The 11158-nt window shown below is 74.9% G+C and carries 13 protein-coding genes; 4 read left to right on the forward strand and 9 right to left on the reverse strand.

Going from position 1 to position 11158, the window contains the following annotated elements; translation table 11 throughout:
- Positions 1 to 42: 42 nt before the first annotated feature.
- Both ACWCHM_RS14325 and ACWCHM_RS14330 read right to left on the reverse strand, forming a co-directional pair.
- Positions 43 to 960 carry a hypothetical protein gene (locus ACWCHM_RS14325; protein ID WP_454222716.1) on the reverse strand — a complete coding sequence of 306 codons (918 nt, stop codon included), beginning with the start codon at positions 958 to 960 and terminating at the stop codon, positions 43 to 45.
- Between the two features lie 107 nt (positions 961 to 1067).
- Entirely contained in the window at positions 1068 to 1895 is an 828-nt protein-coding gene (locus tag ACWCHM_RS14330; RefSeq protein ID WP_454222717.1) for a DedA family protein, read from the reverse strand.
- Positions 1896 to 1966: 71 nt separating this feature from the next.
- Between ACWCHM_RS14330 and ACWCHM_RS14335 the strand changes: the two genes are divergently transcribed.
- Complete coding sequence (locus ACWCHM_RS14335; RefSeq protein WP_454222718.1) at positions 1967 to 2785, forward strand: MOSC domain-containing protein; 819 nt, start codon at positions 1967 to 1969, stop codon at positions 2783 to 2785.
- Positions 2786 to 2830: 45 nt separating this feature from the next.
- Here the strand turns inward: ACWCHM_RS14335 and ACWCHM_RS14340 are convergent, their stop codons facing one another.
- The 3 genes from ACWCHM_RS14340 to ACWCHM_RS14350 form a co-directional block, all read right to left on the reverse strand.
- Complete coding sequence (locus ACWCHM_RS14340; RefSeq protein ID WP_454222719.1) at positions 2831 to 3685, reverse strand: SAM-dependent methyltransferase; 855 nt, start codon at positions 3683 to 3685, stop codon at positions 2831 to 2833.
- A 97-nt stretch (positions 3686 to 3782) separates the two neighbouring features.
- Complete coding sequence (locus tag ACWCHM_RS14345) at positions 3783 to 4664, reverse strand: helix-turn-helix domain-containing protein (RefSeq protein WP_374760088.1); 882 nt, start codon at positions 4662 to 4664, stop codon at positions 3783 to 3785.
- 148 nt (positions 4665 to 4812) lie between these two features.
- Entirely contained in the window at positions 4813 to 5052 is a 240-nt protein-coding gene (locus ACWCHM_RS14350) for a DUF397 domain-containing protein (RefSeq protein WP_204961095.1), read from the reverse strand.
- Positions 5053 to 5320: 268 nt separating this feature from the next.
- Here ACWCHM_RS14350 and ACWCHM_RS14355 point away from each other — a divergent pair, with 268 nt between their 5' ends.
- Positions 5321 to 5971: a GGDEF domain-containing protein gene (locus tag ACWCHM_RS14355; RefSeq protein ID WP_204961094.1), complete on the forward strand. Its 651-nt coding sequence runs from the start codon at positions 5321 to 5323 to the stop codon at positions 5969 to 5971.
- 53 nt (positions 5972 to 6024) lie between these two features.
- Here the strand turns inward: ACWCHM_RS14355 and ACWCHM_RS14360 are convergent, their stop codons facing one another.
- From ACWCHM_RS14360 to ACWCHM_RS14375, 4 genes are all read right to left on the reverse strand, one after another.
- Entirely contained in the window at positions 6025 to 6510 is a 486-nt protein-coding gene (locus ACWCHM_RS14360) for a type II toxin-antitoxin system PemK/MazF family toxin (protein ID WP_204961093.1), read from the reverse strand.
- A gap of 30 nt (positions 6511 to 6540) precedes the next feature.
- The gene (locus ACWCHM_RS14365; protein WP_454223083.1) at positions 6541 to 7815 is read right to left on the reverse strand and encodes an RNA polymerase sigma factor; all 1275 of its coding nucleotides are present in this window, start codon (positions 7813 to 7815) and stop codon (positions 6541 to 6543) included.
- A gap of 5 nt (positions 7816 to 7820) precedes the next feature.
- On the reverse strand, positions 7821 to 8240 hold the full coding sequence (locus ACWCHM_RS14370; protein WP_204961092.1) for a YciI family protein: 420 nt from the start codon (positions 8238 to 8240) through the stop codon (positions 7821 to 7823).
- Between the two features lie 95 nt (positions 8241 to 8335).
- Positions 8336 to 9097 carry a class I SAM-dependent methyltransferase gene (locus ACWCHM_RS14375; RefSeq protein WP_454222721.1) on the reverse strand — a complete coding sequence of 254 codons (762 nt, stop codon included), beginning with the start codon at positions 9095 to 9097 and terminating at the stop codon, positions 8336 to 8338.
- A gap of 54 nt (positions 9098 to 9151) precedes the next feature.
- Between ACWCHM_RS14375 and ACWCHM_RS14380 the strand changes: the two genes are divergently transcribed.
- Both ACWCHM_RS14380 and ACWCHM_RS14385 read left to right on the forward strand, forming a co-directional pair.
- Entirely contained in the window at positions 9152 to 9667 is a 516-nt protein-coding gene (locus tag ACWCHM_RS14380; RefSeq protein ID WP_454222722.1) for an NUDIX hydrolase, read from the forward strand.
- A 40-nt stretch (positions 9668 to 9707) separates the two neighbouring features.
- Positions 9708 to 11039 carry a hypothetical protein gene (locus ACWCHM_RS14385; protein ID WP_454222723.1) on the forward strand — a complete coding sequence of 444 codons (1332 nt, stop codon included), beginning with the start codon at positions 9708 to 9710 and terminating at the stop codon, positions 11037 to 11039.
- Positions 11040 to 11158: the final 119 nt, after the last annotated feature.

Raw genomic sequence — 11158 nt, forward strand, 5'->3', positions numbered from 1 at the left:
CTCTATGCCGGCCGGCCCGCGACGGCTCCGGTCCCGGGCGGTTCAGTCCTCGACGACGGTGACGGTGTTCGCCCCGGCCACCAGGTCGAGGTAGAGCCGGTCGGGTGACCGGTCCCAGTTCGGCGAGCCGACCGTCGCGCCCCGGGCCAACCCGTCGCGCCGGTCGCCGTACCAGACGACGCTGCCCGCGCCGGAGGCGGCGCGGACCCGGACCGGGGGGCCGTCGGGCGCGTGGACGACGAACTGGTTGACGCCGCCGGTCATCCGGACGGTGCGGGTGCCCGTGGTCGGCGGCAGCCGCAGGTCGATCCGGGCCGCGCCGCCGATCAACTCCACCCCGGACAGCCGCGCGCCGGTGAGGTCGAGGACGTGGTCGCTGACCCCGCCGACCAGCCGCAACCGCCAGGTCAGCCGCGCGTTGAGCGTCACGTCGACGACGCCCCGGCCGGGCCGGTCCTTGCGAGTCACCCGCAGCTGCACCCGCTCACCCGCGACCTGGGGCCGGGGGGTGAGTCCGGCGTCGGCCGGGCTGCTGATCCGGTACAGGTCGGCACCGAGGTCGTCGGTGCGCAGCCGGAACGAGGTCACCCCGTCCACCAGCTCGAAGGTGGCCCGGCGCAGCCCGTCGACCGGCGCGGTCAGGGTCCGCCCGTCGGCCTCGGCGGCGCCCGCGCCGCCGGGGTCGGCGCTCACCGACGCCGGGGGTGCGGCGGCGCGGTCCCCGGAGGAGACGATCCCCAGCCGGTCGGGGTTCGCCATGGTCACCACCACCGCGATCGCACCGAGCGCGACCACCAGCACCGCGGCGGCGGCCAGCAGCCGCGCGCTGCGGGGCCAGGGTGAGCGGTACGCCGGTTCCGCCGTCACCCCGACCGGCTCCCCGGTCACCTCGATCACCGGCTCGAAGACCGGTCGCTGCTCCCCTGTCGTCGGACGGTGCTCCTGCCCCGGCTCCGCCATCGTGCCTCCCCTGTCCCGGTCCCCGCACAGCAGTACGGCCCGGCCGCCGCAACGGATCATTCCGGGCGCGGTCGGTGTGCCCGGCCGCCACCCGGTCGCCGCGCCGGTCAGTCGGTGTCGCGGCCCCAGAGTCCGCCCCGGTAGACGGTCCCCCGGTAGGGCGTGCCGTCGGCGACGTCCGGCTGCCCCACGACGTCACCCCCGGGCGCGGCATCGGCGGCCGGGCGGGCGTTGGCGGACCGGGCGTCGGCGGCCGGGGCGTCGGCGCGGGCGGCCCGCGCCCGGCGGACCCGGGTCACCACGAACCAGCAGGCGGCGGCGACGCAGACCACGATGACGACCTTCTGGAACGACCCGACGTACTCCTCGACGACGTGCCAGTTGTCGCCGAGCAGGAACCCGGCCATCACGAAGGTGGTGTTCCAGATCAGGCTGCCCAGCGTGGTGTAGAGCAGGAACGTCATGATCGGCATCCGCTCCACCCCCGCCGGGATGGAGATCAGACTGCGGAAGATCGGGATCATCCGGCCGAAGAACACCGCCTTGACCCCGTGCTTGAGGAACCACGCCTCGGTACGGTCCACGTCGCTCAGCTTCACCAGCGGCAGGCGGGCCGCGATCGCCCGCATCCGGTCCCGGCCCAGCGCGGCGCCGATGCCGTAGAGCATCCACGCGCCGACCACCGACCCGAGGGTCGTCCAGAGGATCGCCGACACCAGGCTGATCCGCCCCTGGGCGGCGGCGAAGCCGGCCAGCGGCAGGATCACCTCGCTGGGGATCGGCGGGAAGAGGTTCTCCAGCGCCACCGCCAGCCCCGCGCCGGGCCCGCCGAGCCGCTCCACCAGACCGGTGACGAACCCCACCGGCCCGTCCGAGGGGGGCTCGGCGGCGGAGACGACCGTACGGGGGCTGAGCGCCAGGGAGCGTGGGATCATCCGACAAAGTTACGAGCCGGTCGACGAATCGACCACGCGTACCGGCGACACCGCACCGGTACGCTGGGCCGGTGCCGGGACGACTGACCGAACTGTGGCGGTATCCGGTCAAGTCGATGCTGGGCGAGGCGCTGCCCGACGCCACGGTGGACGGTCGCGGGGTGGCCGGCGACCGTCGACTCGCCGTGCTCGACCACGACACCGGGCGGGTGGGCAGCGCGAAGCGGCCCCGACGCTGGTCGGCCCTGCTCGGCGTCCGTGCGACAGGCGACGCCCCCGACCGGGCACGCCTCACCTTCCCCGACGGCACCGTCCTGGACCATCCCGACGCCGGCCTGGACGCCGCCCTGTCCCGGCTGCTCGGCCGGGACGTCACGCTCACCGACGCGGTGCCCGCCGACGCCCTGCTGGACCGGGCCGACCCGGACGCGGTGCTGGCCGAGGGGGTGGACGCGGACGTGCCGGTGACCGGCAACCCGCTCGGCGGCGTCGCCCCGCCGGGCAGCCTGGTCGACTTCGCGCCGGTGCACCTGGTCACCACGGCCAGCCTGGACGCGCTCGACCTGCCCCGGGAGGCGGTGCCGCGCTACCGGCCCAACCTGGTCGTCGCGACCGAAGCCCGGGGGTTCGTGGAGAACGACTGGGTGGGCCGGGAACTGCGGATCGGCCCGGAGGTGGTGCTGCGGGTGCTCGCGCCGACGCCCCGCTGCGCGGTGCCCACCCTGGCCCACGGCCCGCTCCCCCGTGCCCCGCAGGCACTGCGGCAGCCGGCACGACGCAACCGGGTGGTCCCGCTGCCGGGCCTGGGGCCACAGCCCTGCGTGGGGGCGTACGCGGTGGTGCTACGGGGCGGCCGGGTGGCCGTCGGGGACCGGGTCGAGCCGGCCTGACCGCACGGACGGGTGCCCGGCCGCGCACGGACGGCCGGCTTCCGGTCAGGGCTTGCGGGCGACCGCGCCGTACACGCTGACCTCCTCGACCGTCGGCCGGGGCTGCGGTTCGTCCTCGGCCCACCACTCGGCCACCGAGACGAGGCCGGGCGCGACCAGGTCGAGGCCGTCGAAGAAGCGGGCGAACTCGTCCCGGCTGCGCAGGTTGATCATCCCGGGCGGGTTGCCGCTCCGGTTGCCCGCCCGGGCCTGCTCGGCCACGGCGGGTGGCAGGTGGTCGTAGGTGGCGTGCGAGGCGGCCAGGTAGCTGCCCGACGGCAGCGCCGCGAGCAACCGGCCGACCACCCCATACGGGTCCTCGGTCTCGGTCACGAAGTGCAGGATGGCCACCAGCATCAGGGCGACCGGCTGGTCCAGGTCGAGGGTGCGGCGCAGTTCGGGGTGGTGCAGGATCTTCTCGGGCTCGCGCAGGTCGGCGTCGATGTAGGCGGTGGCCCCCTCGGCCGAGCTGGTCAGCAGCGCCCGCGCGTGGGCCAGCACGATCGGGTCGTTGTCGACGTAGACCACCCGGGCCTGCGGGGTGATCGCCTGGGCCACGTCGTGGGTGTTGTTGGCCGTGGGGATGCCGGTGCCGATGTCCAGGAACTGCCGTACGCCTGCCTCGCGGGCCAGGTGGGCGACGGCGCGTTGCAGGAACCGGCGGTTCTCCAGGGCGGCGGTACGCACGGTCGGGAAGGCCGCGGCCATCGCGTCGCCGGAGTCCCGGTCGGCCTGGAAGTTGTCCTTGCCACCCAGCCAGTAGTTGTAGCGGCGGGCCGGATGGGCGACCGAGGTGTCGATCCGGTCGCTGGGGTGCTGGGCGGCGCCCGTCGGGGCATCGGCGGTCACAGGGTCCTCCATGACTCCGCGCCATCCGATCGTCGATGGCGTCCGTCCACTGTCTCCGGTCGATCATCGTAGAGGCCGCCCTGACGGGGCCGGCGACCCGGTGCGGCAGTCACTGCGGGTACAGCTCGTCACGCAGCCGGGTGAGCACCTCGGGCGTACGTTCCGGCGGGGTGGCCTCGACGCAGAGCCGCTCCATCGCGGCGGCGTAGTAGTCCAGGTCCTCCCGCTTGTCGAGGTAGAGGGCGCTGGTCAACTGCTCGATGTAGACGATGTCGGGCAGGTCGTCGTCGCCGAAGCGCAGGATGGTGAAGGCCCCACCGGCGGCGGCGTGGCCGCCGGCGTCGAACGGGATGATCTGGAGTCGGATGTGCGACGAGCGGGTCGCCTCGATCAGCGCGGTCAACTGCCCGCGCATCACCTCTGGGCCGCCGATCGGTCGGCGCAGGACGGCCTCGTCGACCACCGCCCACAGCTGCGGCGGGTCTGTGCGGTGCAGCACCTGCTGGCGTTGGATACGCAGCTCCACCCGCCGGTCGACCTCGTCGACCGCGGCCCCCCGGTGGCCGAGCAGGACCACCGAGCGGGCGTACTCCGGGGTCTGGAGCAGGCCGGGGACGAACTGCACCTCGTAGCTGCGGATCAGCGCGGCGGCGGCCTCCAGGCCCAGGTAGGACTGGAACCAGGCGGGCAGGACGTCGCCGTATCGGTGCCACCAACCGGGGCTGTTGGCGTCGCGGGCCAGCTTGAGCAGTGCCTCGCGTTCCTGCACGGCGGTCACCCCGTAGAAGGTGAGCAGGTCGGCGACGTCGCGTTCCTTGAAGCCGACCCGGCCCAGCTCCATCCGGCTGATCTTCGACTCCGAGGAGCGGATCTCCCAGCCTGCGCCCTCCCGCGTGACACCCTTGGCCTCCCGCAGCCGGCGCAACTGCGCGCCGAGCAGCATCCGCAACACCGTGGGGCCGGTGGCCGGTCCCCCCTCGGCGGCAACCATCGTCACGTGCCCCGCCCCTCCGCGCATGCCCTTACACCCGATCACGGTCCCTGGCCCCCGCCCGACCGACGAGTAAGCATGCCATGAACCGACGGTGAGGTGAACATCCTCCGGACGGATACGGTCCCGTGGGCGGGACCGCCGGGCCTCAGTCGATCAGATGGTCGAAGTCACCGTCGCGGGCGCCGAGGACGAACGCCGTTATCTCGTCCACCGTGTAGATCAGGGCGGGCCCCTCGGGGTGGCGAGAGTTGCGCACGGCGATGCCGGCTCCGCCGGGCAGTTCGGCCAACTCGACGCAGTTGCCGCTGGGGTTGCTGCGCCGGCTCTTCTCCCACCTCAGCGGGGGCAGCTGGGTGGTGGGGACGCCGTTCTCAGGCTGCTGCATGGGTGTCTTTCTGTCGGGGTGCGGAACCACTGTCGCGAGGGGACGTTGCGGTGTCGAAGGGGCGCTGCGACATCAGATCCGGCCGTGCTGCACGTGCATCTGCTATTGCATCTGCTTCGGACAGCGAGCATGATAGCGCACATGGACGGGTACTTATCCGTTCACTTTGGGTTACCAGACTCAGGGCTTCACCTGGGCAAACGACGACCCGGCGGGGCACGACGGCCGCCGCCGCGCGGGTCGTGCGCCGACATGCGAGGGAGGACCCGTGCCGGATCCGTTGACCGTCGCGTCCGGCGTTTCCGCAGCCGGAGCCCTGGTCTCGGTGTGGCAGCTACGCCGCCGGGCCCTACAGGCCGAGGCGGAACTGGAGCACCTGCAGGCCGAGCTGGCCGCGGAACGGCACGCCGCCAGCCACGACCCGCTCACCGGGCTACCCAACCGGCGGGCCTTCTACCGGCTGGCCGCCGCGCTGCTCACCGACGCCGGCGGGCAGCCCCTCATCGCGGTGGTCCTCGACCTCAACGACTTCAAGCAGGTCAACGACAGCTACGGGCACGCCGCCGGCGACCAGGTGCTGATCAGCGTCGCCCAGCGGCTGGCCGCCTTCGCCGGTGACAACCTGGTCGCCCGGCTCGGCGGCGACGAGTTCGCCGGCCTGCTGGCCAGCCCCTCGGTCGACCGGCGCTGGATCGACCACGCCACCCGGCGGCTCTGCGAGGCCATGGCCGCACCCATCCCGCTGGGCCCGTGCAGCGTCCGGGTCACCGCCTCGGTCGGGCTCGCCCCGGTCACCGGCCCCACCCAGCTCGCCGACGCGCTCTGCCAGGCCGACGCCGCGATGTACCGGGCGAAGGGCGTCACCAGCCGGCAGTCACCCCGGCAACTGCTCGACGTCGCCCGCCTCGCCGAGTGCTGAGCCGCCCGGCCGAGGCGGCACCGCGCCACGACGTGACGGCATGACGGGACGGGTCAGCGCCAGCCGTAGCCGGCCCGCAGCGCCTGCCCGACCCGGTCGAAACGCCCCCGGTCCAGCACCGCGCCCTCGCGGCGGATGCCGTCCTCGCGCATGGTGAGCACCCGGTCCAGCCGTACCCAGCTCGGGCGGGCCTCCCGGTCCCACTCCCCCGGGCCCAGCGCCAGCCAGTGCCGCTGGCCGTCCCGCTCGCTCTGGCTGGACAGCATCAACCCGAACAGGGTGCGGCTGGACCGGCCGACCACCAGCACCGGACGGTCCTTGCCCTGCTTCGGGTCGTCCTCGTAGGGCACCCAGGTCCAGACGATCTCCCCCGGGTCGGCCTGTCCGTCCGGCTCCGGGGCGTACGACAGCTCCCGCCGTTGCAGGGCGCTGACCTGACGCCGCCGGGCCAGCTGCGCCGGGATCGGACCTGGGGTGGCGCGCTGCGCGCCGGTCACCCGGCTCAACCGGGACGCCACGTTCCTCAACAGACCTGCCACGGCGGGCAGCCTACCGCCAGCCGGGCCGGATCACCCGTCGAGGCCGTCCGCCCGGCGCAGCAGCACCGCCCGTTCCCGCACGTTGCGGCACAGCCTGGCGGCGAACTCCAACTCGGCCCGCGCCTCGGCGGTCCGGCCGAGCCGGGCGAGCAGCTCACCCCGGACGCCGGGCAGCAGGTGCGACCCGGCGAGACGGCCGGTGGCGGCGACCTCGTCCACCACGGCCAGCGCCGGCTGCGGCCCGTCGGCCATCGCCACTGCCACCGCCCGGTTCAGCTCGACCACCGGCGACGGCGCCACCCGGCCCAACGCCTCGTAGAGCAGCACCACCCGGGCCCAGTCGGTGCGCTCCACCGAGGGGGCGGCGGCGTGGCAGGCGGCGATCGACGCCTGCAACCCGTACGGCCCGAGGCCACGCCCCGACGCCATGGCCCGGCGCAGCGCGGCCGTCCCCCGACGGATCGCCGACCGGTCCCACCGCCGCCGGTCCTGGTCCGCCAGCAGCACCGCCTCGCCGTCGGCGTCGACCCGGGCCGGGAACCGGGCGGCGGTCAGCTCGCACAGGGCGAGCAGGCCGTGCACCTCCGGCTCGCCGGGCAGCAGCGCGGCCAACATCCGGCACAGCCGGATCGCCTCGTACGCCAGGTCGGGGCGGAGCAGGTCGTCACCGGTCGTCGCCGTCGACCCCTCGGTGAAGATCACGTAGAGCACGCCCAGGACCGCGCCGAGGCGTTCCCGCCGCTGCGGTGGCTCCGGCAGCGCGAACGGCACCCGCGCGGCGGCGATCACCTTCTTGGCCCGGGTGATCCGCGCCTGCACGGTGGGCACCGGCACCAGCAGCGCCCGCGCGATCTCCTCGCTGGACAGGCCGCCGACCACCCGCAGCGTCAACGCCAGCCGGGCCGGCGGCGCGAGCACCGGATGGCAGGCCACGAACATCAGCGCCAGCACGTCGTCGTCGACCCGGTCCGGGTCCCACGGCAGTTCCCCGGCCCCGGACACCGGACCGGCGAGCTGGCCGGCGAGCACCGCGTACCGGTCGTCGAGCGCGGCCCGACGGCGGAACGCGTCGACCGCGCGCCGCCGGGCGGTGGTGAGCAGCCACCCCACCGGGTTCGCCGGCACCCCGTCACGCGCCCAACCGACCAGGGCCTGCGCCACCGCCTCCTGGGCGACGTCCTCGGCGAGCGCGAAGTCGCCGGTGTACCGGGCCAGCGCGCCGACGATCCGGGCCGACTCGATACGCCAGAGCGCCTCGACGGCCCGCCGGGCCGACTCGGCACCCGGCGGGTCGTCGGTGGGCACCGTGCTCAGAGCTGGCCGGTCCGCTCGCGCCACGCCCGCTCCCGGACGATGAACTCGTTGTCCTGCGGGAACTCGTCGATACCGGGGACCCGGCGCACCTCGCACTTGCTGCCGGGCAGCGCCGGCATCCGCCGGGCCCACTCGACGGCCTCGTCCTTGGACGCCACATCGAGCAGGTAGAAGCCGCCGAACAGCTCCTTCGTCTCGCCGTACGGGCCGTCGGTGACGACCGGGGTCTCCCCGCTGTAGTCGACCACCACGCCCTGCGCCGGGTCCTCCAGGCCCTCGGCGGCGACCAGTACGCCCGCGCGGATCAACTCGTCGTTGAACCGCCCCATCGTCTCCAGCATCTCCTCGAAGGGGATCTTCATCATCGCCGCCAGGGAATCGTCGGTGTTCCGCATGATCAGCATGTACTTGGCCATCGTCGCTCCTCGCTACCGGGTCGCCGTTCGACCCTCTCACCCCCAGGTCGAACGGGCACCCGGCCGGATCGACACGACCACCCGACGACTTTTTCTCAGCCGGGTCGGCGGGCCAGCACCAGCGTGGTCCGCAGGTCGAGGGTGACCGTGCCGCCGAAACCGTCGACCGCACCGCCGATCGCCTCGACGACCCGCTCCCGCAACCGCGGTGGCCGGCGCAACTGCGGCGAGAAGGTGCCGACCAGCCGCTGGTACTGCGCCGTGGTCAGCGGCACCGCCCGGCGCAACGCCACCGACCGGACGTCGGTGAACAGCCCGCTGTCGGTGATGTCGGCGTGGAACCAGTCCTCCGGCCGGTCGTGGTGCGGCACCGGGTCCACCGACTCGAACGCCGCCCGGATCGCCGCCGACTGGGCCGGGTCGACGTAGTCGTAGCGGTGGGCGAAGACGGCCAGGGTGCCGCCGGGGGTCAGCGCGTCGTGGGCCCGCCGGTTGCGGGTGCCCGGGTCGAGCCAGTGCCAGGCCAACGCGCAGGCCAGCAGGGGCACCCCGGCCGGGGGCGGCGACCACTGCTCGAACCGGGCGAGGACGACCTCGACGTCGGGGAACCGGGCGGACAGCACCGCCGCCATCCGCGGGTCCGGCTCGACGCAGGTCACCCGCGCCGGGTGGGCCGCTGCGTCCGGGGCGACCAGGTCGCGCAGCAGCGCGGTGGCCAGGCCGGTGCCCGCTCCGACCTCGACCAGCCGGGACGGGGGTCCGCCGTGATAGGCGAGGATGGTCGGGGCGAGGGCGGCCGGATAGCCCGGCCGGATCTCGTCGTAGTCGTCCGCCACCGCACCGAAGAGCTCCACCATGATCGCCATCGTCGCACCGCCGCCGCCCGGCCGGTGCCCCGTCGAGGGAGGCCCATGACCGAACTGCCCCGGGACCTGCCGGTGGTCGAACGCACCGCCGTCCGGCTGGTGGTCCGCGACCGGGACGGCCTGATCCTGCTGTTCCACACCCGTGACCCGGAACATCCCCGGCTGGGCACCTGGTGGGAGCTGCCCGGCGGGGGCGTCGACCCCGGTGAGACGTACCCGCAGACGGCTCTGCGGGAGCTGCGGGAGGAGACCGGCTTCGTGGTCACCGCCGCGCAGCTCGGCCCGCCGACCTGGCGACGGCGGGCCAGCTTCATCCACCGCCGGTTGCGCCACGTCCAGGACGAGGTGGTGCTGACCGTACGCCTCGACGCCGCCGCGCCGGACGTCGACGGCGCGGACCGGCTCGACTACGAGGTGGAGGACTACTTCGGGTTCCGCTGGTGGCCGGCCGAGGAGATCGTGACCAGCACCGCCCGGTTCTACCCGGGTCGACTGCCCGCGCTGCTCACCGCGTTCCTGGCTGGCGAACGGATCGACGAACCGTTCGAACTCTGGTCCTGACCGGGGTGCCACCGGCCCGCCCGGTGGGCACAGTGGGGGCATGACGACGCTCCCGTACGACCCGCTGGCCCGGTACGCCGCCCGGCTGCACGCCGACCTCGGCGACCGGCACCACGTCGCCTCCCCGCTCGGGGCCTGGCTGCTGCTGGCGCTCGCCGCACCGGCCGCCACCGGCGCACAACAGGCCGAACTGACCGAGGTGCTCGGTGTCGACGGGGCGGTCGCCGCGCGGGCCGCCGCCACGCTGCTGGACCGGCCGCACCCGCTGGTGCCGTCGGCCACCGCCGTCTGGCACCGGCCCGGCACGGACCCCGGCCCGCTGGCCGGCTGGTGGGACGGGCTGCCCCGGAGCACCGCCACCGGCCCGCTGCCCGACCGGGCGGGCCTGGACGCCTGGGCCCGTGAGCACACCCTCGGGCTGATCGACAGGTTCCCGCTGACCGTCTCCCCCCGGGTGCTACTGGCGCTGGCCAGCGCCCTGGCCACCCGGATCTCCTGGGCCACCCCGTTCGACCTGGTGCCCGGCACGGCACTCGGCCCCGACGCCCCCCGCGAGGCGGCCCTACCGGACGACGGGCCCGCCCACCGGCCGGGCGCGGGGCACGGGCCGGACCAGGGGCACGGACCGGCCGGGTCGGGCGGCGGCTGGGCCGGGCGGCTGACCCGGGCGTTGCGCAGCCCGGAGCACGGGCACCGGGCCTGGATCGCGGCGACCGGGCCGGCCGGTGACGTCGCCGTGCACGCCGCCGGTGCGGTGGAACGCGACGGGGCCGGCCTGGTGGTGCTCTCGGTGCTCGCCGACCCGGCGGTCCCGCCGGCCGACGTGCTCGCCGCCGGCTACGCGCTGGCCGGCGCGGCGGTCGACGGCGAGCCGGCCCGCCGGTCGCTGTTCGACCTGCCGCTGGGCACGGGTCCCCTCGGCACCCTGCGTGAGGAGCCGGTACGCACCGCCGCCCGCGACGGCCGGGAGGAACGGCACCGGGCGGTGCTGCCCTGCTGGTCGGCCCGCGACGAGCACGACCTGACCGCCCCCGGGCTGGGGTTCGCGGCGGTGGGGCGGGCGCTGGGTGGGCTGCTCGGCGTCGACGTGGGCGTCGAGGCCCGGCAGGCGGTGGTGGCCGACTACGGCCGGTACGGCTTCGAGGCCGCCGCCGTGACCGGGGCGTTCGCCCTGACCAGCCTCCCGCCGCAGGGCGTACGCCGCAGCGTCGAGTTGCGGTTCGGGCACCCGTACGCGGTGCTGGCGGTGGCCACCGACCGCCGCGACGGCGAACCGGGGCCGTGGCACGGGCTGCCGGTCTTCTCCGCCTGGGTGGCCGAGCCCCGGGAGCCGGCGGACACCGACCTCGCCGACCCGGTCGAGTCCTGGTGACCGGCACCGGGGCGACCTGACCCGGCCGGCACCGCCCGGGAGCCGGCACTGTCGAGGGGCCGACGCCACCGGATTGCGGCGTACGGGGACCGGCCGCCGCGACCAGGCCCGACCGCGAC

The organism is Micromonospora sp. SCSIO 07396, assembly GCF_053667945.1.

What these genes read in the sequence shown, in the direction of transcription:
- ACWCHM_RS14385 (WP_454222723.1), top strand. Translation starts at nt 9,708, where the DNA reads ATGACGACGCTCCCGTACGACCCGCTGGCCCGGTACGCCGCCCGGCTG.
- ACWCHM_RS14370 (WP_204961092.1), bottom strand. Translation starts at nt 8,240, where the DNA reads ATGGCCAAGTACATGCTGATCATGCGGAACACCGACGATTCCCTGGCG.
- ACWCHM_RS14330 (WP_454222717.1), bottom strand. Translation starts at nt 1,895, where the DNA reads ATGATCCCACGCTCCCTGGCGCTCAGCCCCCGTACGGTCGTCTCCGCC.
- ACWCHM_RS14340 (WP_454222719.1), bottom strand. Translation starts at nt 3,685, where the DNA reads ATGGAGGACCCTGTGACCGCCGATGCCCCGACGGGCGCCGCCCAGCAC.
- ACWCHM_RS14380 (WP_454222722.1), top strand. Translation starts at nt 9,152, where the DNA reads ATGACCGAACTGCCCCGGGACCTGCCGGTGGTCGAACGCACCGCCGTC.
- ACWCHM_RS14375 (WP_454222721.1), bottom strand. Translation starts at nt 9,097, where the DNA reads ATGGTGGAGCTCTTCGGTGCGGTGGCGGACGACTACGACGAGATCCGG.
- ACWCHM_RS14345 (WP_374760088.1), bottom strand. Translation starts at nt 4,664, where the DNA reads ATGGTTGCCGCCGAGGGGGGACCGGCCACCGGCCCCACGGTGTTGCGG.
- ACWCHM_RS14350 (WP_204961095.1), bottom strand. Translation starts at nt 5,052, where the DNA reads ATGCAGCAGCCTGAGAACGGCGTCCCCACCACCCAGCTGCCCCCGCTG.
- ACWCHM_RS14325 (WP_454222716.1), bottom strand. Translation starts at nt 960, where the DNA reads ATGGCGGAGCCGGGGCAGGAGCACCGTCCGACGACAGGGGAGCAGCGA.